The organism is Rhodococcus sp. P4_E4 (assembly GCF_056401575.1).
In genome coordinates this window covers 195,522-216,331 of record NZ_JBFUJB010000008.1, presented here as the reverse complement: position 1 = coordinate 216,331, position 20,810 = coordinate 195,522, and the positions used below count along the sequence as shown (strand labels likewise).

At 62.8% G+C, this 20,810-nt stretch carries 23 protein-coding genes; 9 read left to right on the top strand and 14 right to left on the bottom strand.

Features of this window, described 5'->3' with window-relative positions; translation table 11 throughout:
* Position 1: 1 nt before the first annotated feature.
* The 4 genes from fdxA to AC1DVN_RS12330 all read right to left on the bottom strand — a co-directional run bounded on the left by fdxA (position 2) and on the right by AC1DVN_RS12330 (position 4,095).
* Entirely contained in the window at positions 2 to 325 is a 324-nt protein-coding gene (gene fdxA / locus AC1DVN_RS12345) for a ferredoxin (RefSeq protein ID WP_003945248.1), read from the bottom strand.
* A 146-nt stretch (positions 326 to 471) separates the two neighbouring features.
* Positions 472 to 1,230, bottom strand: a complete 759-nt coding sequence (locus AC1DVN_RS12340; protein WP_020908480.1) for a hypothetical protein — start codon at positions 1,228 to 1,230, stop codon at positions 472 to 474.
* A complete protein-coding gene (locus AC1DVN_RS12335; RefSeq protein WP_019744516.1) occupies positions 1,230 to 3,788 on the bottom strand; it encodes a bifunctional FO biosynthesis protein CofGH in 2,559 nt (852 codons plus the stop codon). The genes AC1DVN_RS12340 and AC1DVN_RS12335 overlap by 1 nt, the downstream gene beginning before the upstream one ends.
* A gap of 118 nt (positions 3,789 to 3,906) precedes the next feature.
* Positions 3,907 to 4,095: a hypothetical protein gene (locus AC1DVN_RS12330; RefSeq protein WP_003945217.1), complete on the bottom strand. Its 189-nt coding sequence runs from the start codon at positions 4,093 to 4,095 to the stop codon at positions 3,907 to 3,909.
* An 82-nt stretch (positions 4,096 to 4,177) separates the two neighbouring features.
* Between AC1DVN_RS12330 and AC1DVN_RS12325 the strand changes: the two genes are divergently transcribed.
* A complete protein-coding gene (locus AC1DVN_RS12325) occupies positions 4,178 to 4,681 on the top strand; it encodes a PH domain-containing protein (protein ID WP_029536794.1) in 504 nt (167 codons plus the stop codon).
* Entirely contained in the window at positions 4,678 to 6,249 is a 1,572-nt protein-coding gene (locus AC1DVN_RS12320; protein ID WP_019744519.1) for a PH domain-containing protein, read from the top strand. Before AC1DVN_RS12325 ends, AC1DVN_RS12320 begins: the two co-directional genes overlap by 4 nt.
* Here AC1DVN_RS12320 and AC1DVN_RS12315 read toward each other — a convergent pair.
* From AC1DVN_RS12315 to typA, 6 genes are all read right to left on the bottom strand, one after another.
* Entirely contained in the window at positions 6,209 to 7,054 is an 846-nt protein-coding gene (locus AC1DVN_RS12315; protein ID WP_019744520.1) for a uroporphyrinogen-III synthase, read from the bottom strand. The genes AC1DVN_RS12320 and AC1DVN_RS12315 overlap by 41 nt on opposite strands.
* A gap of 51 nt (positions 7,055 to 7,105) precedes the next feature.
* On the bottom strand, positions 7,106 to 7,522 hold the full coding sequence (locus AC1DVN_RS12310; protein WP_019744521.1) for a hypothetical protein: 417 nt from the start codon (positions 7,520 to 7,522) through the stop codon (positions 7,106 to 7,108).
* 92 nt (positions 7,523 to 7,614) lie between these two features.
* Positions 7,615 to 7,773 (bottom strand): hypothetical protein, encoded by a 159-nt coding sequence (locus AC1DVN_RS12305; protein ID WP_019744522.1) that lies wholly within the window; start codon positions 7,771 to 7,773, stop codon positions 7,615 to 7,617.
* A gap of 107 nt (positions 7,774 to 7,880) precedes the next feature.
* On the bottom strand, positions 7,881 to 8,765 hold the full coding sequence (mshB, locus tag AC1DVN_RS12300; RefSeq protein ID WP_019744523.1) for an N-acetyl-1-D-myo-inositol-2-amino-2-deoxy-alpha-D-glucopyranoside deacetylase: 885 nt from the start codon (positions 8,763 to 8,765) through the stop codon (positions 7,881 to 7,883).
* Positions 8,762 to 10,546 carry an ABC transporter family substrate-binding protein gene (locus AC1DVN_RS12295; RefSeq protein ID WP_019744524.1) on the bottom strand — a complete coding sequence of 595 codons (1,785 nt, stop codon included), beginning with the start codon at positions 10,544 to 10,546 and terminating at the stop codon, positions 8,762 to 8,764. Before AC1DVN_RS12295 ends, mshB begins: the two co-directional genes overlap by 4 nt.
* A 151-nt stretch (positions 10,547 to 10,697) precedes the next feature.
* On the bottom strand, positions 10,698 to 12,605 hold the full coding sequence (typA, locus tag AC1DVN_RS12290) for a translational GTPase TypA (RefSeq protein WP_019744525.1): 1,908 nt from the start codon (positions 12,603 to 12,605) through the stop codon (positions 10,698 to 10,700).
* Positions 12,606 to 12,929: 324 nt separating this feature from the next.
* Between typA and AC1DVN_RS12285 the strand changes: the two genes are divergently transcribed.
* Positions 12,930 to 13,106: a hypothetical protein gene (locus AC1DVN_RS12285; RefSeq protein WP_019744526.1), complete on the top strand. Its 177-nt coding sequence runs from the start codon at positions 12,930 to 12,932 to the stop codon at positions 13,104 to 13,106.
* Here AC1DVN_RS12285 and AC1DVN_RS12280 read toward each other — a convergent pair.
* Positions 13,084 to 13,509, bottom strand: coding sequence for a (deoxy)nucleoside triphosphate pyrophosphohydrolase (locus AC1DVN_RS12280; protein ID WP_019744527.1), 426 nt, complete (start codon positions 13,507 to 13,509; stop codon positions 13,084 to 13,086). The two genes, AC1DVN_RS12285 and AC1DVN_RS12280, sit on opposite strands and share 23 nt — an antisense overlap.
* A 16-nt stretch (positions 13,510 to 13,525) precedes the next feature.
* On the opposite strand from AC1DVN_RS12280, the gene AC1DVN_RS12275 reads away from it, so the two are divergent.
* From AC1DVN_RS12275 to AC1DVN_RS12265, 3 genes are all read left to right on the top strand, one after another.
* Positions 13,526 to 13,828 carry a 4a-hydroxytetrahydrobiopterin dehydratase gene (locus AC1DVN_RS12275; protein ID WP_019744528.1) on the top strand — a complete coding sequence of 101 codons (303 nt, stop codon included), beginning with the start codon at positions 13,526 to 13,528 and terminating at the stop codon, positions 13,826 to 13,828.
* A gap of 271 nt (positions 13,829 to 14,099) precedes the next feature.
* The gene (locus AC1DVN_RS12270) at positions 14,100 to 14,843 is read left to right on the top strand and encodes an Rv1157c family protein (protein ID WP_029255827.1); all 744 of its coding nucleotides are present in this window, start codon (positions 14,100 to 14,102) and stop codon (positions 14,841 to 14,843) included.
* A 78-nt stretch (positions 14,844 to 14,921) separates the two neighbouring features.
* Positions 14,922 to 15,323, top strand: a complete 402-nt coding sequence (locus AC1DVN_RS12265) for a hypothetical protein (RefSeq protein ID WP_019744530.1) — start codon at positions 14,922 to 14,924, stop codon at positions 15,321 to 15,323.
* On the opposite strand, the gene AC1DVN_RS12260 is transcribed toward AC1DVN_RS12265, so the two are convergent.
* The gene (locus tag AC1DVN_RS12260) at positions 15,314 to 15,778 is read right to left on the bottom strand and encodes a MarR family winged helix-turn-helix transcriptional regulator (protein WP_024487315.1); all 465 of its coding nucleotides are present in this window, start codon (positions 15,776 to 15,778) and stop codon (positions 15,314 to 15,316) included. The two genes, AC1DVN_RS12265 and AC1DVN_RS12260, sit on opposite strands and share 10 nt — an antisense overlap.
* An 80-nt stretch (positions 15,779 to 15,858) precedes the next feature.
* On the opposite strand from AC1DVN_RS12260, the gene AC1DVN_RS12255 reads away from it, so the two are divergent.
* Both AC1DVN_RS12255 and AC1DVN_RS12250 read left to right on the top strand, forming a co-directional pair.
* Positions 15,859 to 17,304 (top strand): MFS transporter, encoded by a 1,446-nt coding sequence (locus AC1DVN_RS12255; protein WP_019744532.1) that lies wholly within the window; start codon positions 15,859 to 15,861, stop codon positions 17,302 to 17,304.
* Positions 17,305 to 17,539: 235 nt separating this feature from the next.
* Complete coding sequence (locus AC1DVN_RS12250) at positions 17,540 to 18,040, top strand: nuclear transport factor 2 family protein (RefSeq protein WP_092763287.1); 501 nt, start codon at positions 17,540 to 17,542, stop codon at positions 18,038 to 18,040.
* Here the strand turns inward: AC1DVN_RS12250 and AC1DVN_RS12245 are convergent.
* The gene (locus tag AC1DVN_RS12245; protein WP_019744534.1) at positions 18,027 to 18,809 is read right to left on the bottom strand and encodes a DUF1906 domain-containing protein; all 783 of its coding nucleotides are present in this window, start codon (positions 18,807 to 18,809) and stop codon (positions 18,027 to 18,029) included. The two genes, AC1DVN_RS12250 and AC1DVN_RS12245, sit on opposite strands and share 14 nt — an antisense overlap.
* Before the next feature lie 840 nt (positions 18,810 to 19,649).
* Here AC1DVN_RS12245 and AC1DVN_RS12240 point away from each other — a divergent pair.
* Positions 19,650 to 19,880, top strand: coding sequence for a PLD nuclease N-terminal domain-containing protein (locus tag AC1DVN_RS12240; protein ID WP_029536799.1), 231 nt, complete (start codon positions 19,650 to 19,652; stop codon positions 19,878 to 19,880).
* Here the strand turns inward: AC1DVN_RS12240 and AC1DVN_RS12235 are convergent.
* The gene (locus AC1DVN_RS12235) at positions 19,868 to 20,809 is read right to left on the bottom strand and encodes an antibiotic biosynthesis monooxygenase (RefSeq protein ID WP_019744537.1); all 942 of its coding nucleotides are present in this window, start codon (positions 20,807 to 20,809) and stop codon (positions 19,868 to 19,870) included. The genes AC1DVN_RS12240 and AC1DVN_RS12235 overlap by 13 nt on opposite strands.
* Position 20,810 lies beyond the last annotated feature (1 nt).

Here is a 20,810-nt window from a genome sequence, read left to right as displayed (position 1 = left end):
TCTATTCCTCACCCATGGGAGGCAGCGCCTTGATGAACGGCGTGTCGTAGTCGACCTTGCCGAGCTTGGCCGCTCCACCCGGCGAACCGAGATCGTCGAAGAAATCGACGTTGGTGCTGATGTACGCGTTCCACTGGTCCGGGACGTCGTCTTCGTAGAAGATGGCTTCGACGGGACAGACAGGCTCACACGCGCCGCAGTCGACACACTCGTCGGGGTGGATGTAAAGCATGCGTCCACCCTCGTAGATGCAGTCGACAGGGCATTCTTCGATGCACGCCTTGTCCATCACATCTACACACGGTTCAGCAATCGTGTAGGTCACTGCCGATCTCCCTGCCTTCCTGTCGTGCATCGCCGCCGCAACACGCAGTTGCAAGGGGCCGAAAATCCGATACGACTCTCACGTACCGCGGGAACAGCCTATTATCCCCCTGCCAACCGACTCTGAGCAGGCGGGGGTAACACATTTCAGCCTACTGCGGTGATGTTCCTCGACCGAATCGCGATCCACTTCTCCCCCGCAGCAGCCGCGCGGACCAAAGCGCCGCGCTCACCGAGATAATCCGCCACGACGCCGACCACCGGAATCTTGCCGAAAATCTCGTACGGTTTTGTCCGCGACGGCCGCTTGTGCAGCTCGTCCGTGATGGCACGAAAAGTCTTGGACGTGCGCCACAAGGTGCCGATGAGCGCGAACGGGCGCCAGGTCTCGTCGGCACCGCTGACCGACTTTTCGGCGAAATCCTCACCGGCGAGCAGATCTCGGGACTTGGTCTCACGCCGGCACAGCACCGACGCCAGGAGGTCCACCTGCTGATCCCGCTCAGTCACTCCGTGTTCACGGGCAACCGCAACGAGCACAACGGCCTGATTCGCGAATGCCAAGAGGTCCTGGATCGGCAGCCGATTGAGGAGGACGCCGAAGATGCCGGGGAACGCGACGGCAACGGTGTTGAGTGCACCCAACCGGGTCGTCCACCACTTCGAGCGCTGCTCGTCGGTCATCACCGACCACGCCGCCGTCCCGGGGAACTTGACGACGTCGAGGACCCAGGCCGCCGCGTCCAACACCATCGCTGCGGCATTTCGCTCGGGATCGGTCGGCTCGAAGGTCCGACGCTTGATACCGAGCGGATCACTGTAGGCGAGATCGAGAACCGGGTTGATCCCCCACACCGCTCGATCGAGAACCTCGACGACCTTGCGGTCCCCCAGTACGTCAGCCATCAGGCAATCGCTCCTTCGCGTCGTGCATGTGTGGTGGTTCGTTCGCGCGCCGGGCGTCCGATTCCTTCGGCGATGGCGCGCAGTTCCGCGACGGTCTTCTCGGACCCGTGTTCGGAGCCTGCCATCCGCGAGATCGTCTCCTCCATCAGCGTTCCGCCGAGGTCGTTGGCTCCGCCGTTGAGCATCATCTGCGTTCCGGTGATCCCGAGCTTGACCCAGCTGGTCTGGATGTTGGGGATACGACCGTGCAGCATGATGCGTGCCAGTGCATGCGCAGCGCGGTTGTCCCGGTTGGTCGGCCCTGGCCGTGAAGCGCCCGCCAGGTACAGTGGCGCACTCTGGTGAACGAACGGCAGCAGCACGAACTCCGTGAATCCTCCTGTACGGTCCTGGATTCCACGAAGAACGTTCAGGTGCCCGACCCAGTGGTGCGGCTGATCGACATGCCCGTACATCATCGTCGAACTCGACCGCAGTCCCACCTCGTGGGCCGTTGTGACCACTTCGATCCACTCCGCCGTCGGCAGTTTGCCCTTGGTGAGGATCCAGCGCACCTCATCGTCGAGGATCTCCGCTGCCGTACCGGGAATGGTGTCCAGGCCCGCCTCACGCAGAGCGGTCAGCCAATCCCTGATGCTTTCACCGCTGCGCGATGCACCGTTGACGATCTCCATCGGCGAGAACGCGTGGACGTGCATCGACGGCACGCGCTTCTTGACGGCCCGGACCAGGTCGGCGTAACCGGTGACGGGAAGTTCCGGATCGATACCGCCCTGCATGCACACCTCGGTCGCGCCGGCGACGTGCGCTTCCCACGCACGGTCGGCGACCTGCTCTGCCGACAGTGTGAAGGCGTCGGCGTCGCCCTTGCGCTGCGCGAATGCACAGAACCGGCAGCCCGTGTAGCAAATGTTGGTGAAGTTGATGTTCCGGTTCACCACGTAGGTGACGTCCTCGCCGACGGCATCCTTGCGTAGCGCATCCGCCAGTGCCACAACAGCTTCCAGGCCCGGGCCCTCCGCCGTGGCAAGGGCCAGGTACTCGTCGTCGGAGCATCCGGCCGGGTCGCGTTCGGCACTGCGCAGCGCAGCCAGCAGATCGGTGTCGACGCGAATCGGAGCACTGAGCTCGAGGACCTGTTCGCGCACGGTCTCCCAGTCGCCGAACGCACTGCCCAGGTCACTGCGGGTCTCGGTGTTGCGCCCGTCCGTGTCGATCTCGGTATTGAGATCGACGCGTCCGCTCGATTCCCACGACTCGTCCGGTTCCTGCCACGGTCGACCCACCGGTTTGGTGTCGGGTCGGGCGAGGCCGGTTTTGGGGTCCGCCAGTGCCTGCACGTGGCCCGCAATGCGCGGATCGATCCACGGAGCCCCGGCCAGGACATATGCAGGCTGAGCCGCAGTGCGTTCGGTCAGGGTGAAGCCGCCTTCGGCGCTGATCTCCGCCAAGGTCTCGAGATTCGGCCACGGACGCTCCGGGTTGACGTGATCGGGGGTCAACGGTGACACCCCGCCCCAGTCGTCCACACCGGCGCCGAGCAGTGCGAGGCACTCGCTGTTCGAGACGAGATTCGGCGGACTCTGAATCCGCATCGTCGGCCCGAGCAACAGGCGTGCGACGGCGATGGCCGCGAGAAATTCGTCGAGTCCTGCATCAGGGGTATCGCGCATCGCGGTATCAGGTTTGGCCAGGAAGTTCTGGATGATCACTTCCTGGATGTGCCCGAACGCCTTCTGCGACTTGCGTATCGCCATGATCGATTCGGCACGCTCGAGAAAGTTCTCCCCGATGCCCACAAGAATTCCCGTGGTGAACGGGATGTTCAGTCGGCCTGCGTCGGTCAGGGTGCGCAGCCGAACCGCTGGGTCCTTGTCCGGGCTGCCGTAGTGGCATTCGCCCTTGTCGGTGAACAGGCGGGTAGCGGTCGTCTCGAGCATCATGCCCATCGACGGAGCAACGGGCTTGAGCCGCGAGAGTTCCTGCCAGCTCATCACACCGGGATTGAGGTGCGGGAGCAGTCCGGTCTCCTCGAGCACCCGGATCGACATCGCCCGCACGTAGTCGAGGGTGGAGTCGTAGCCGCGTTCGTCCAGCCACTGCTTTGCTTCCGGCCAGCGAGCCTCGGGGCGATCACCCAGCGTGAACAACGCTTCCTTGCAGCCCAATTCGGCGCCTGCCCTGGCAATGTCCAAAACCTCGTCCGGCTCCAGGAACATGCCGTGCCCAGCGGCACGCAGTTTCCCGGGCACCGTGACGAACGTGCAGTAGTGGCACTTGTCCTGGCACAGACGGGTCAGCGGAATGAAAACCTTCCGCGAATACGTCACGGTGTTCGGCCGACCCGCTGCCAGCAGCCCGGCATCGCGAACCTTGGCTGCCGAGGAACACAGATCGGTCAGATCGGTTCCCCGCGCCTGCAGCAGCGTTGCCGCCTCGTCGACGTTCAGGGTTGCTCCATCGCGTGCGCGACGGAGAACTCGCCGCATCGCCGACGCTGACGGGCCGGGCGACGGACTGGACGAGGCGGACGCGGAAATACCTGGCATCGGAAGCATGGTGGGTTTGCCGGAGTCATCACCAGTTCGGTTCACCTAGCGATCATGCGCCATGTGGGACGACTAGTGCCACCCGGTGCCAGAAGTAGGAGGCCTTACCGCCCCGACACGGCCTCGATCACGACGGCCGGTAGTCGTCGTCGACCGCGACCTCGACTCGTTGATCCACCACGTCAGCCACTGGCGCGTCGAGTGGAATGTCGGTCAGATCGGGTTCTTCGGGGGCGTTCGGATCTACGGGTGTCGATTGTTCGAGCGCATCTGATTCCGGAGCCTCCGGGTCGAATGTCGCATCTTGTTCGGTCATCACGTGCTCCCTTCGCAGTCGCCACACTCCACGATAGGGCCGATGTCGACAGATCGCCCCTCACTCGACCAAAGTAGTGCCCATGACTGCCCCGCAACCGCTGACCATGGCCGACCCGTTATGGCGACCCAGCGCCAAAGCCCCGAGGCTGTGGGCAATCACTGCCTCGCTGTTCTGGGTACCCGTCATCGTCGCCGAAATCGTCTGTGCCGTCTTGATACCCGGAATCCCGTCCTGGGTGGTGGGCCTGGTCTTCGCAGTCACCGTCCTATTCGCGGCCACCTACATTCTGATGGTTCCGGCGTGGCGGTATCGCGTCCACAGATGGGAAATCAGTGACTCTGCGGTGTACACACGCACGGGGTGGTTCACCCAGGAACGACGGATCGCACCGATATCGCGCGTGCAGACCGTGGACACCGAACGCGGACCGATCGACCGCATGTTGGGTCTGGCAACCGTGACCGTCACTACGGCGTCGTCGGCCGGGGCTGTGAAGATCTCCGCGCTCGACCAGGAAATCGCCGACCGCACAGTGGCCCAACTGACGGAGATCGCGGGCACCAACGTGGGAGACGCAACGTGAACGAGAAGCAGTTGGGCGACCCGACCGCGATCGAAATCCCGGTCGAGGCGGAAACGGCAGCTGCCGAGGCAGCCGAGGAGGAACAGCCATGGCTCCGCCTCGACCGCCGCATGCTTCTGGTCCACCCCGTCAACGAAGTCGTCAAACTGCTCCCGGTCCTGCTCGTCTCCGTAGTTCTCGGCAGCCAATCCGGAAACCACTGGTGGGGACTCGGCGTCGTCACTCTGCTCGTCGTCTTCGGTCTGTTGCGGTACTTCACCACCACGTACCGAATCGGGCCCGTTCACGTACAACTGCGCACCGGGGTATTCCAGAAAAAGCTGCTCTCCGTCCCGCGTAGCCGCATCCGATCCGTCGACGTCGAGGCCGGGGTCATGCACCGACTGCTCGGGCTGTCGATCGTGCGCATCGGGACCGGCCAGCGCGCCGGGATCGGCCACGATTCGAACAAGTTCGAACTCAATGCCCTCTCGACTGCCCTGGTTCCGGACCTACGTGCCGCACTGTTGGCCGGCGCGCAACAGGCACGGCGACTGGAAACCCCGGGCACACCGGTCGAGAACATCGCCGAACCGGTCGACACCGAGATCGGTCACTGGGAGCCCAGTTGGGTTCGCTACGCTCCCTTTTCGTTCACCGGAATCGCCATCATCGCAGCGATCATCGGCATCTCGTTCCAATACGGCATCGGCACTGCCGTCGCGAAATCGTCGGCAGTAAGCGACAGCTTCGACTCACTCGAGAGCCTGGGCATCGCGCTGATGGTCGTCATCGCACTCGTCGTGCTGCTGGTGCTGTCGAGTGCACTCGCCTGCGTCCAGTACCTGATCGCGTTCGGCAACATGAAACTCACCGACAACGGCCGCATCCTGCATGTCAGTCACGGCCTGTTGAAAACTCGGCAAACCACACTCGACCGCGCCCGCCTCCGCGGCACGACGCTCAAGGAACCGCTTCTACTGCGATTGGCCCGCGGCGCGCGGCTCGACGCCATCATGACCGGGGTCAGCGCCGAGAAGAAGGAATCTTCGCTGCTGCTCCCGCAGGGACCACGCAGGGAAGCCGAGCGAGTGATGGCCACCGTCATCGGTGATTCACGTCAGGCGTCCGCCCCGCTGATCCCGCACGGCCCGGCCGCGCGGCGTCGCCGGTACACCAGGGCACTGTTTCTCGCGACAGTGGCGTTTCTGGTCTGCGTGGCGTGCACGGCTTCTGGTCTGGATGTACCGATCTACGCGTGGTTCGGGGTCGCCGTACTCGCCATCGCTGGCGCTGCCCTCGCCTACGACCGATACAACGGCCTCGGCCACGCAGTCCTGCCGGGATGGTTGATCACCCGAAGCGGCTCGCTCGATCGCCAGCGCCACAGCCTCGAATCCGAAGGTGTCATCGGATGGACGGTGCGCGAGACGTTCTTCCAGCGACGCGCAGGCGTGGCAACCGTCATCGCCGCGACGCCAGCAGGCACCGGAAGCTACGAGGTGATCGATCTCCCCGCCGAGAACGCGTGGGCATTGATCGAAGCCGTCACTCCGGGCGGTGGCGACGTTTGGGCAGGTCGTCGATGATGAGCCTCGCCAGCGAACCGAGACGCGATCGCTCCGGCTGGATGGTCGGAACGCCGAGCAACTCCAGCGGGGCGGCCGTCACCGGTCCGACGCAGTAGGTCGGTACCGGTCCGCGCATAGCTGCGACGAACCGCTCCAGCTCGCCCATCTCTTTGGCCGTGCTGAGCATCGAGGAGACCGCGGGGGCACTGGTGAAGGTCAGTGCGTCGATTGCACCGGAACGAACTGCAGCGACCAACGCGCGGACCGGTGACTGATCCGGCGGCCGGATCCACCGATAGACCGACACCGGGGTGACAACCGCGCCGATGTCGGCGAGGGATGCGCTCAGGTCCGTCAACGGCTCCCATTCGGTGATGGTGCCGTGCAACTGGACCGCGACGCGTAAGCCTGCCACTCCCTCGCTTCCGAGGTGCGCCAGAACTTCCTCGGACGACTCACCCGAAGGCGACCATTCCTCACGCAGTCCGGCGCCCCGGATGGCGCCCGTCGCCTTGGGGCCGCGGGCGATGATGCGCGTGCGGGCCAGAGCTCCGAGGAACTCGTCGGTCAAACCCCACGACGCGACGGCGTCGAGCCAACCCCGAAAGCCGATTCCGGTGCTGATCACGACCAATTCCGGCGGATCGGCAATCAACGCGGACGTCTGAGTGCGCAGGTCCCGATCGTCCACCAACGGCAGCACATGGATCACCGGTGTCCGCACGATCTCCGCGCCTCGACGTTCGAGGAGCGTCGCAAATTCTTCGACACGCCGTTCTGCGGTCAAGGCGATAGTCGCGCCCGCCAGATCATCTTCAGCCACAGGCTGAGTGTCCCTTATGGATGGGTTACTTTCCTACGCGCGCGCCGAGAACTATTGCGAACTGAGGGTGGCAAGCCTGTTGATCGCTACTTTGAAGAGGAAAACCGCGGCCGGAGCGATCGCGCCGACCAGCAGCAAGAACGTCAGAGGGGACGAGAGCACCAGCACGTCGCCGCCCGGACCGCCGACCATGCACACCAAGAACCCGACGATCCAACCGGCGAGCGGCAATGCGGCCATACCCGGCGTCGTAACCGTGCGGGCGGCGATCACCAATACGAGGTTCGCGGTCGCTGCCACGAGAATGCTGATCGGAAATGCCGTCGTACCGAGATGAGTCGGCAAGAACAGGACTGACAACACCGCGCACAAGAACCCGTCGAAAATCAGGACACCGAGGATGATGGGGTCGAGCCACGACAGCGACGTTTCTGTCGAAGCGTCTGTGTTGTTCTCGGCCGTGATCATGGTTTTGATAGTGGTCTATCGACGGCCAACGCGCGAGCGCGGGGTCCCTCCCGACAAGCACCCCGGCTCGCGCCCGAAAAGCACGAAGTCGATCAGGGAACCGGCGGGAACCCGAGCAGCGTCAGCAGATGACTTTGCTGATCTGCAAATGCGTAGAGCGATCCGTAATACATGTCGTGGTAGTAACCGGCCATCGGACGCAACGAATCAACGAAGGCGACGATCTGGTTCTGCAGGTCCCAGTTGTACATTTCTTCAGCCCCCAGGCTTTGCTGTTACCGAAAGGACCACCCATCCGGTGACACGCATCACACACCACTACGGCGTCGATCGCAATGCCTGTGAGCCGACGCCCAGGTCAGCTGTGCAGCCCGCCGAACAGATCGCGCTCGCGACCGTCCTCACCCACCGGACCGAGCGTGCCGGCGGCCAATACGAAATGCTCGACCGTCAGGATCGGTTGGACCACGTTGTTCGACAACGCGAACTCGGCTCCACTCGGGGCTACCGTCACCTGAGTGGCGTGGGCGCTCAATGCCCTCGCCTTCGCATCGACGACGCCTCGAACATCGATTGCCGTCGTCACGTCTGCGTCCTCGACGCTCGGCAATTCACCGGGCTCGGGCAGACGCCAGTTCTCCGGGAACTCGGAAATCGCAGCGATGCCGCGTTCGAGTCCGCTGCGCTCGGTCACGGTCCAGTAGAACTTCGGAGTCGACCACGGCTCGCCGGCCTCGGGATATGCGGTCGTTGCTGCAGCTTCCACGGCCGCTGTCGTGATCGCGTGTGCCTGGATGTGATCCGGGTGCCCGTAGCCTCCGTTGGGGTCGTACGTGATCACGACGTGCGGCCGAATCTCACGAATGACGGCGACCACCGCGCCGACTGCCTCGTCGAGTCGAGCATTGACAAAGGCACGGGGATTGGCGGCCGAAGGTGTGCCGATCATTCCGGAGTCGCGATACCGACCGGCACCGGCGAGGAAGCGAGGAGCGGCACTGCCCAAAGCCGACAAAGCAGCGCTCAATTCGGCGATCCGGTAGCCCCCGAGTTGATCGGCCTCGGCAGCCACGAGCCCGGCCCACGCGTCACCGATCACTTCGCCTTCCTCCCCCAAGGTGCAGGTGAGGACCGTGACGTCGGCGCCTTCGGACGCGTAACGCGCGATGGTGCCACCGGTGGTGATCGTTTCGTCGTCCGGATGTGCGTGCACCAACAGAAGTCGCTTTGCCGACGCGGTCACTTTGCCACCCTCACCCAGTCCGTAGCGTTTCCGAATATCCCCACCTGCACCGGCCCGTCGAGGACCACGCCCTCGACTCCGGTCCCGACTGCAACCAGCGCTCGGCTCTGCACGATCGGCAAAACCGCCGCAAGATCCCACAACTTGGGTTCCGCATCGGCGATCAGCGACCCGAGATCCCCGATGCCACTGAGCGCTTCGTCGATCCGACCTTGCAACGCCGGATCACACAGCCCGGACAGGTTGCTCGGAGCCTCGACGCTTGTCGTTCGGACGGGCTCCGGAGACTGCGACGGCGTCGGTGTGGGTACCGCCGAACCTGTCGCAGGAGTGGAAGGCGCTGTCGGGCAACTGAACCGGGAGGCCAGTGAAGTTGCGGTGTCGGCGCCTGCTCGGCTCCAACCGACGATCATGTCGACGCGTCCTGTAGTCAGATCCTCGCCGTAGAGTTCCTCCGGCGGCACCGATTCGACGGTCGCCAGGATACCCACGTCACGCAATTCGTCGGCAGCGGTGTTTGCCACGGCGATCGCGATGTCGTCGTTTTCGGGAGCGCCGATCAGCAGCGTCAACTGAGCGCCGTCCCGGACGATCGATCCGACCGTTCCAGTGCCAGTGACGATTCCGGTGGGCGGTGCTGTCAAGTAACCGGCTGCGGTCAGCTCGCCGAGCGCCTGCTCTCTCGTCGGTTTCGGCGGCGCGGTTGGCGCATATCCCGGATCCGACGGCGCGAGGATCTGGGCTTTCACCGGGGCCGACGCCGATTCACTCCCGGCCGCCACTACGGCGAGCAGGTCCGGATCGAGCAGTCCCAGAACACCTTTACGCACCCGAACGTCCGCGAAGTTCTTGCTGCGCCCATTGACGTTGATGTCGAGAGTGCGCGGAACGTAGGAGAATGCCGTACTGACACCCGGGATTGCAGAAAGCTGAATATCCGTGGCACTACCCGAATGAACTTGCGCCACTTGAGCATCGTCGGTACGCAGTGCATCCGCCAACTGCGAAGCCGTTCCTCCGCGTCGCAGAACTATCTGATCCGGATCTGAAGGCTTGCCCCAGAATCGGTCGTTGCGTTCCAGTACGATTTCGTCTCGACCACGGTCGACCGAGCGCACGTGAAAGTGGGCTCCAGACACCGGAATCCCCTCACTCAAACCGGTGCTGAAACCGCCGGGAGTGTCCTTGATCAGGTGGGACGGAAGAATATCGGTGAACAACTCTCGCCACGCCGGATACGGCGCACGCATCACGACGTTGACCGTCTTGCCACCGCCGGACGAGTTCACGTCGTCGATCATCTGATAGCCGGCGGGGTTGACCACACCGGGAACCGAGATCATCTGCTGCCAGAGATAGCGAAAGTCCTCTGCCGCAATGGGAGCGCCGTCCGACCATTGGGCTTCGTTGCGCAGTTGGTAGCGAATAGTGAACGGAGCCTCTGACGTCACTTCAGCCGAAACGAGAAAAGAATCGTCGATCGCCCACTCCGTCGCACCAGGCTGCGTCGGCGAATTGATCGGGCGAAACGCACTGGGCAACACGAGGTTGCCGACTGCGGAGTTGACCGGCGACTGATCCGCGAGCAGGTGCGGGTTGAATCCGCCTCCTACCTCGTCGATCGCCACGGTGACCTGCTTCATCGCCGGAACAACCGGAGTCGGTGTGGGCTTGACGGTTTCGGTGCTCTCGACCGGAGGCGGCGGATCGGCCGTACACGCGGTCAGCGACAACGCCGTCACTGCCACTGCCAACGCCAGGTAGCGACGTCCTGAGGCCACAGACAATTCCTTCCGTACGGGGCCGCGTCGCCCCTTCGCACTCGATTTCCGGGCAGAACTTTCGCCCGGAAACCATGAAGGCGAATGTACCTTTCCGCCGAAAACTCGGCTGAAAGGCACATCCGCCTGTCAGGTGGTAACCGACGAAAGACTACAGAGCAGCCTTGTCGCGAGACTTGCTACGCGAACGCTCGCGAGCGCGCTCGGTTGCATTGAGATGCACCTTGCGGACGCGGACGTCCTCGGGGGTGACCTCGACGCACTCGTCGCCGGAGCAGAATTCCATGGCCGCTTCGAGCTCGAGCTTGATGGGCTTCGCGAGGGTCTCCATCACGTCTGCGGACGACTGACGCATGTTGGTCAGCTTCTTCTCGCGGGTGACGTTGATGTCGAGGTCTTCCTGACGGGGATTGATACCGACGACGTGACCCTCGTAGGTGTCTGCGCCGGGCTCGACGAAGAAGGTTCCGCGGTCAGCCAGCTGGATCATGGCGAACGGCGTCACCGTGCCGGAACGGTCCGACACGAGAGAACCGGTGTGGCGTGCACGAATCTCGCCGGCCCAGGGGCCGTACCCGTCGAAGACGGCGTTGGCGATGCCGGTTCCGCGGGTATCCGTGAGGAATTCCGTACGGAAGCCGATAAGACCACGCGAAGGAACGATGAACTCCATACGAACCCAGCCCTGACCGTGGTTCGACATCTGAACCATCTTGCCCTTGCGGTTTGCCAGAAGCTGAGTGATGGCACCGAGGTACTCCTCGGGGCTGTCGATGGTCAGCTCTTCGAAAGGCTCGTGGATCTTACCGTCGACAGTCTGAGTGACCACCTGCGGCTTTCCGACGGTCAGTTCGAAGCCTTCGCGACGCATCTGCTCGACGAGGATGGCGAGCGCGAGCTCTCCACGACCCTGGACCTCCCACGCATCGGGACGTCCGATGTCGAGGACCTTGAGCGAGACGTTACCGACCAGCTCCTGGTCCAGGCGAGCCTTGACCATGCGCGAGGTGAGCTTGTGACCCTTGACGCGGCCGACCAGCGGTGAGGTGTTGGTACCGATCGTGACCGAGATAGCCGGCTGATCGACAGTGATGCGAGGCAGCGCAACCGGGTTGTCGAGGTCGGCAAGCGTGTCGCCGATCATGATGTCCGGGAAGCCCGCAACAGCGCAGATATCGCCGGCAAGCGCAACCTCGGCGGGAACACGCTCGACACCGATGGTGGTGAGCAGTTCGGTGATCTTGGTCTTGGTGATGACGGGCTCGCCGTCGACCTCGCGGCACCAGGACACGGTCTGGCCCTTGCGCAGCTCGCCGTTGTGGATGCGAACCAGCGCGAGGCGACCGAGGAATGCCGACGCGTCGAGGTTGGTGACGTGAGCCTGAAGCGGCGCGTCGACCGTGCCCTTGGGGGCCGGGACGTACTCCATCAGAACCTGGAACAGAGCGGTGAGGTCCTCGGCGTCGGGAGCCTGACCGTTCTCGGGCTGCACCGTCGAAGCCTTGCCCTCGCGGCCGGAGGCGTAGAGAACCGGCAGCCCGAGCGCAAGCTCGGCAGCTTCGGCGGCCTCGTCGGAGAGATCGGACGCGAGGTCCAGGAGCAAGTCCTGAGCCTCGGAGACAACCTCTTCGATGCGAGCATCGGGACGATCGGTCTTGTTGACAACCAAGATGACGGGCAGTGAGGCAGCAAGTGCCTTACGCAGCACGAAACGCGTCTGCGGAAGCGGGCCCTCGGACGCATCGACGAGCAGGACGACGCCGTCGACCATGGACAGACCGCGCTCGACCTCGCCACCGAAATCGGCGTGGCCCGGGGTGTCGATGACGTTGATGACGGTGACCGAACCATCCTCGTTGCGCTTGTGCACCGAGGTGTTCTTCGCGAGGATCGTGATGCCCTTCTCGCGTTCTAGGTCGCCGGAGTCCATGACGCGATCGACCAGCTCGGCGCGCTCCTCGAACGCGCCGGACTGACGAAGCATGGCGTCGACGAGGGTGGTCTTGCCGTGGTCGACGTGTGCGACGATGGCAACGTTACGGAAGCTGGTGGTGGTCACGCGATGGCTCTCCTGGCTGAGTTGATTCGGCCACGCGAAAGTCAAGTCGCACGGCTCTTCTGGTGGCCGCTGCACGAGTGTGTGATCCGAATCAGGGCACGAATCGCCTGAATAGGCACCGCGGCCTAGTAAATACTACTCGCTCCGAGCGGATACTCCTGCATTGTGCGGCCTCTATCACCGCCCCCACCAGCCAATAGTGATCTGCACCACGCTGAAGCGAGTAGGATTACGACCTGGAGAAACAGGGTGTTTAAGGGTACGCTAACCTCGTTCCAAGAGCGGGCTCTCCGCCGTAGTGAAACAGGAAAGCCGCAGCGTCACATGGGAAAAATCAAGGCAAGCAAGGTCTCGAAGCTCAAGCCGAAAAAGAAGTGCTGCCGGAAGAAGACACGGTGCATCAAGTGCCCCGTCGTCATCATGCGGATGAAGAAGCTCGAGAACGAGGGCGCATCCAAGAAGGAACTGAAAGCCGGTCTCAAGAAGGCCCGCGCGGCGTAAGCGCCCTCAGCTCCTCGAGCAGTTCGGGGATCCAGGCTCGATCGTTGTCGACCAGATCCATCGACAAGAGTTCATCGGCATCGACCCATGCCAACTGAGCGTGGTCGAGCGCGACCGGTTCGCCGGACACCAACTCCGCCCGGTACGCCCGCAGGACCAACCCGGCCGACAGTTGCACATCGACGCCGATTCTTGTTCCGCATCGAACCTCTACCGCAAGCTCCTCGCGCAACTCGCGGGCCAACGCAGCCTGCGGCGTTTCGAACTCCTCGACCTTCCCGCCCGGCAGTTCCCAGCGACCGGCCAACGCCGGCGGACTCGTCCGCTGCGCGAGGAGCAGCCTTCCCCCACGGAAGATCGCACCGGCGACAACTTCGCGATCCCTTGCAGGCACATCACTCATCGCACCATGATGGAGTATGGCCACTTTGTTGTCCGACTCCGCGATCCAAAGCGCTCTCGACGAACTGCCGGCCTGGCAGCTGTCGCCGGGCTCGATCACTCGTACCGTCGATTCCGCGACTTTCCCGGATGCGATCGCGCTTCTTCAACGCATCGCGGCAGTCGCCGAGGCCGCAGATCATCATCCCGACATCGACGTTCGCTGGCGAAAGGTCACGTACACGCTTTCGACACACTCGGCGGGCGGTCTCACGGAACTGGACTTCGACCTTGCCCGTCGAATTGACGTACTCGTCGACGATTCGGTCCGTTTCGCCTGATCTCCGAGTGAACAAACCTCGCAATCTGACGTAACAGTTGCATCAACTTTCACATAGATCACTCCAGTCACAGGTATGGTCGCCGTAAATCACGATCGAGGCCGGTCATGCCATAGACTCCCCCCGGTGCGTAGCTGCTCAGCAACTGAACAGCTGTACAACCCGGGGGCTCTGTACATAGAGTGACCCCTCGAGCCGTCAAACGCGGAGCTCGCCTAGGCGCCCGCGCGGTATGACTAAGGATGGGGAAACAGTGCTTCGAACCCGAGGTATGCGAAAGGCGTTCACCGCCGTCGCTATTGCCGCAGTAGCAGGACTGGCATTGCCGGCACAGGCAATGGCCGATCCGGCAGCACCGCCCGCACCCGAAAGTGTGCCGATCGAGTTCCTCGCATCGTTTGCGCCCGCCATCATCGGCGCCGCTGCAGGTCCGGCTGACGTCGCCGGCGGCCCGCAGCAAGCGTTGCTCGACCAAGCTCGCGCGATCCTGAACTCTCCCGGCATTCCGCCCGAGATCAAAGCCACCCTCGAGAAGGTCATCACCTTCCTCGACGGCAGCGGCGGCGGCGGACCGGAAATCCCGAACGAGAACGCCCCCGTCATCGCGCAGTTCCTCTACCCGACGCTTGGCAAGGGCTGCATCTCGGCCACCGCCGATTCGGTCGGAACCGCGCTTGCTGTTCCGGGCCCGGCTCACCTGCCTCCTCCCGGCCCCGCTGCCGGTCAGGCTGGATTCGTCTTCACCGCTCTCGGAACGGCTCCCGCCGTCGACGACCAGCCGGTGCCGATGACCGTGACGTGGGTCAACATCGACAACCAGCGCAGCGCCACCCAGAACCTGACCAACGCATCGCGCATCAACCCGGATGGTCCCGCCACCTTGTCGGCTATTGCCGATACAGGTCCGGGACGCGTCCTCTCGGTGATCAGCGGTTCGCTGACCACCCAGCCGGAAGGCGCAGATCGCATCACCTGCAGCTTCCTCCCGACCGTGGGTATGTTCGCGGTCGCTTGATCGAAGTCTCGTGAAAGGGACCCGCCGAATTTCGGCGGGTCCCTTTTGCATCTCCGATCACCGTGATAGACCCGATAGATGGGACATCTACGAGTGGACATCACGCATGGCCGTCCAGACAAGGCATCGAGCCCAGACGACCAGTCGATACGGTCTCACAAGTCGAGTCGATCGATACTGTCCATCCGATCCGAGGGGTCCATTCTCTCGATCGGATCGGCGTATTCGATCCTCTCGATCGGTAGCGTCGGCTCTTTCCTCTCCATCGGAAGCATCGGGTCTACGGCGTCGGTGCTGAGTTCGGGCTCGTTCGCCAGCCTCGGGTCGGCACTGTCCGGCCTCTCACGCTGGTCACTGCTCTCCTGGCGTGGAAATCACGCAGCACCTGAGGAACATCCGAAACTTGTTGTCATTGCGCCGGAATCGGATTCGAGCGATCCGGGTCGATCGCTGCGGTCCGTCTCGCACTCTCAGACCTGATTCGGTCGCGGCCAGTCGCGGCCTTCCAAGGACTCGACCGAGGTATTGAATTGCCGCAGTAGGTCACCGAGCGCGAGGCGCTGCTCCGGCGTCCACTCACGCAAGACCTTTTCGACGCCGGCCGTCGAATGTTCGCGATCTGCACGAAGTTTCGACAGACCCTGCACCGTCGGCCGAACCTTTCGCGCCAGCCCACCGTCCGGATCCTCCACTCGCTCCACCAAGCCCTGACGCCTCAGCGCGCCGATCTGCCGGTTGATGGTCGAGATGTCGAGCGAGAAGGCACAGGAGAGCTCTTTGAGGCTCATCGGTTGTTGCAATTCCAGTCGTCCAAGCAGTAGATACGCGGACCGGTCCAGATGAAGTTCCGCCCGTTGAGCGAGCGCGTGATAGCGCGAGAGCAGGGTCAACTCGTACTCGATATTCACCAGTTCGGGTTCCCGATCCACACTCATATTGTGCAGAATACACACGATGTGTAGCGTGCACACTGGGGCGAACGCACCGAAATCGAACACGCCATGGCGGGAGCCGAATGTCCGTTCACGCAGATTCGTCGAGCGTCGACGAGAAATCCCCGGACAAGAAAACCACGGCCACGAACTACGCCCCTTCTGGTCCCGTACTCACTGTCCTCGGGCTGTGCGGAATCGTCGTCGCCTTGATGCAGACGCTGGTAGTCCCCATCATTCCGCAGTTGCCTCACCTGCTGAACTCCACTCCCGCCGACACCTCGTGGGCGGTCACCGCAACGCTCCTCGCCGCCGCGGTGATCACGCCGATCAGCGGGCGCCTCGGCGACATGTTCGGCAAGAAACGAATGCTGCTCGTCAGTCTCGGGATGGTCGTTTTGGGCTCGGCCATCTGTGCGATCGCACCTTCACTGATCGTGCTCGTTGTCGGCCGCGCTCTTCAAGGAGCATCGGTCGGGGCAATTCCATTGGGCATAGCCATCATTCGTGATGTTCTTCCACCGAAGAAGGTGGCCGGAGCCATGGCGGTCATGAGCGCCACCCTCGGCGTCGGCGGTGCGATCGGACTGCCGATCGCTGCGGTGATCGCTCAGAATGCCAACTGGCACTTCCTCTTCGTCACTTCGGCAGCGTTCGGGCTGATCTGCATCGCACTGGTTGCGTTCGTGATTCCCGAATCGACGGTACGACGCCCGGGACGCTTCGACTTCGTCGGAGCGTTCGGCCTCACCGTTGGTCTGATCACTCTGTTACTCCCCATCACCAAAGGCGGAACCTGGGGATGGGGCGACCCGAAAACCCTGGGCCTCCTGGCAGTTTCCGCTCTCAGTTTCCTCGTCTGGGGTTGGTGGGAACTTCGACGCAGCGCACCGCTGGTAGACCTCCGCGTATCGGCCCGGCCTCAGGTTCTTTTCACCAACTTCGCCTCGATCGCCGTCGGTTTTGCCATGTACGGCAATTCCTTGACGCTCCCCCAACTCCTCATGGCACCGACGTCCACCGGCTACGGACTCGGACTGTCCATGGTCGCAGCGGGACTCGCACTGGCCCCCGGTGGACTCGTCATGATGGCGCTCTCACCCGTCTCCGCTCGCATTTCGGCGTGGCGTGGCCCACGAATCACGCTGATGCTTGGCGCCCTCGTCATCGGATTGGGTTATGCCTTTGCATATTTCACGGTGTCGAGCGTCTGGCAGGTCGCCGTGGCCGGAATGTTCATCGGCGCGGGCGTCGGGCTCTCTTACTCGGCCATGCCCGCCCTGATCATGGGAGCAGTCCCCATCACGGAATCTGCAGCCGCGAACGGACTGAACTCCTTGATGCGATCGATCGGCACGTCGACGTCTGCCGCGATCGTGAGCGTCGTTCTGGCCGGAATGACCATCACCGTCGGCACCGCAGTGATCCCCTCGTTCGAGGCGTTTCGTGCCACGTTCCTGATTTCCATCGCCGCCGCCGCTGTGACGATGGTGTTCGCCGGGTTGATTCCCAAACAGAAAGTCACGTAAGGGAATCAACCCGGCAGAGGACTCACTTCTCCGAAGAGCCTTCGATGCTGCCAGTCTGCAACTTCGACAAAAGTGTGTAGATGAAATTGATGATGATCTCCACGTGGTGCCCTCTCACATAATGGGTCCCCGACCCGTCAACGACGGTACCGCAGAACTCTTCTGCATCGAATCGCCGACAATCAATTCTGCAACGTGTTCTAATCTGAAGCGACGACAAACCGAGGAGCCCTTCATGACCTGGACGCGTACCGAACTCGAAGACGCCTTCGCGGGGTACCAGAACACCGTTGTCGAGTGCACTCGTTCCGGCGATTGGAACGCCTTCGCGGACATGTTCACCGAGGACGTCGTCTACGTGGAACACGCTTTCGGAACCCTCAATGGCCGAGAAGCTGTACGCAAGTGGGTCACTCGCACAATGACGGAGTTCCCGGGGCACCGCATGACCGAGTTCCCGACCAACTGGTTCGTCGTCGACGAGCAGCGCGGATGGATCGTGTGCGAGATCGACAACCCGATGGAGGATCCGGGCGACGGATCCAAGCACGGAGCCGCCAACATCACGATCCTGCATTACGCCGGCAACGGATCGTGGTCTCGCGAAGAAGACGCCTACAACCCGATGAACTTCCTGTCGATGGCAAAAGCATGGTGCCTCGCCGCCGAAGCGGCGGGCACCCTCCCCGATGACGCCAAGGCCTGGCTCGCCAAATTCGGCGCTATGGTGCGATAGATCCTGTCGGTAACGAGGAACCAACCGGTTGGGCCGGCCCGACCGAGCCGGCCAACGACCACTGCCCGTAGTCGCGAGTGAGGATCGAGTTCAGATCCACGCCGACGCCGTCGACCTTGCGCTTGTCGATCTCGAACTGGTGCAGGTTTGCCCTCGGGTGCACATATCCTGCGGGCGAACCCCAATTGTGCTGCCAGAACCAGGTTCCGATGCCGGCGCTGATCATTGCGTCGATCACGCGCGTGTTTCCGTAGATACCGAGTGCTCCGTTGCCGACGACCGAGGCCCACCCCTCGAGGTACGGCGCGATCAGGGTGGTGATTTCGGTACTGGTCGGGTTGTCGTCGATCGACGCGTAAATCGGCCGACCGGACGGCCCACCAGCCGCAGCGTGTAGTTCGAGGCCACGGGAAGCATGACGCTTGCCTGCCTCGCGAGCCCCGCGCCAGTCCGCCGTTCCGCCCTTGCCGAATTGATAGCAGGAAACGACTTGGAGTCCGGCCGCCGTCAACGCGTCGGTTTCCCGCGCCAGTACGGGCTTGCCGACCATCCAATCGGCTCCCGGGCGCCTATCCGAGACATATCGAATGGCGCCTGCATACCCGGCGGCCTTGATTGCCTGAGCGGACGGCACACCGGCGGCGTAATCGAGCAGGGTCCCCAGCGAACCGGCATTGGCCACCGACGTCGTACCGCTCAATGCAGCGAGTCCGGCAGCTGCCGATCCAGCCGCTGCGTACTTGAAGAGGTTTCTTCGCGAGACGTGCACAAAGCTCCGATCATCGGCGTGTCCCGCTGGAAGTGGCGGGCAGGCAAGCTATCTTCTTTCGCTCGCATTCCACCACAGTCACATCAACCCCGCCATGCACTTGGCCAACAATGCTCACACCCCCGAAGACATCGTCTTCGGGGGCCACTGAGTCGGCCTAGCGGCCGGAAGCTATCAGCTGAGCGAGGTGAAGAAGCTCAGAGCGCTGAAGAGATCAGACGCGTTGCTGAAGAAGTCGTTGAGGAAGGTGAAGGCATCCGAGAATTCTGCGCTGCTCATGCGATGTGCTCCTGTCGAAGATACGGTCCAGAGGATTGCCGCCACGTGAGTGGCTGCTGGCGATAAGAGTAGAGGTCTTCCGTTACTTCCGCGACACCAAATGTGTCCGGGACGTTACATTTCGACCCCTTCGGGACACGGACATACACACAGGTGACGCCCGCCGGCAGTGATCAAACTGTCACCTACGGACGATTTATTGACGTATTCCGAACATCGTTCCCGATAACAGCTATCTCGCAGCATCAAACCTGTAGGCGGACCACAAGATTGGCAAGCCTTACTTAACAGAGGGGGCGTTGCTCCCGCTAGAGCGCGTACCAGCAGATTGGCCAAATCCCCCGCGGCAATGTGGCCACGCGAGCTTAGTCCGGGCGCAAACATTCAGCCACAGTTCGAGTTAGCGAGATCTTTACGCCGAAAACGACCATCCCGACTGACCGCGGGACCGTACCTAGCGGTCATCATGGTGACGCTATTCACACCGATTTGCGGAACTCCAGGCACCGATAGCAGCCCTATCTCGACACCAATCGGACGTTCGAGGGCACAGTGGAGTTCATGAACCTCACAAAAAAGAAATCCTGGAGTGAGCTTTCACCCGCGCAGCGCCGCGTCGCCGCCCTGCTCGCAACGATTCAGTCCCTGTTGGCGATCGCCGCGTGGACAGACCTGGCGCGACGCCCTGCCAATACGGTCAATGGCAGCAAGAAGAAGTGGGCGGCGATCATCTTCGTCAACTTCTTCGGACCGCTCACCTACTTCCGCCGAGGCCGGATTCAGTCGAAGTAGTCCCAGAACTGCAGCCACTTCACGGAGGCGAAGAGCGTCAGAGTCACGACGTACACCGCAATTACCGCTGCGACACCGCGCCAGTTGGTGCGGGGAACGGCGCCGTCGACCGGGTCGAGCCAGTGGCGGAACCACCTGGTGACCGTCGGCATCAGGAACCAGGTCATGGCGCCGACGCTGACTATCTGGCTCAACCACATCGACAGCCACGGCGGCGCTCCGATTCCGTCGAGCAGCGGACCGAGAAATCGTGACAGCGTCATCACTGTCGGATAGAGAACGAGCAGGATGATCATCGCCGTTTTCCAATTCGGCGTCGCACGGGTCTGCCCGTTCTCCGTGCGCAGAATGGTGCCGAACGGTGTCGACCGCGTGGTCTCAGTGAAGTCCTCGGCCAACTCGGCTCGCAGTTTCGGCAGTGCCGCGGCCCTTTCGGGCGACGCCATCCACTCCGCCAATTGCTGCTCGGTCCGGAACCGAAGGACGGACTTCCACTGGGTGGAGTCGGTGACCGACCGCAACAACATCACCGACTCGTAGCCGGAAAATCGCGAACTGAGATCGATGAGGTGGCGTTGCGTTCGCAGAAACTCGTTCTCCTTGCCCACGACGACGACGTGGTCGTACACGCCGATACCGGGCGGCGGCAGAACTCCGTCGACGAGGACCAGATCACTCGTCTGTGCCAGAATTCCCGTTGCCGCAGCGGCTCTTTCGAGATCGCGGCGATCACTCGACTCCAGCCAACGGTGAAGATCGTCGGCACTGTCGAATGTGACAGACATGCCGTGCGGCACCGGTTCCGGTTGATCACTGATGCCACAGCTCAGGTAGCCGTCGAATCGACCGGCGGTCTCGGCCGCACGCTCGACCCACGCCCGGAATCCCGAACTCGTTCGGTGATACCCGGTGATGGCGGTTGCCGACACG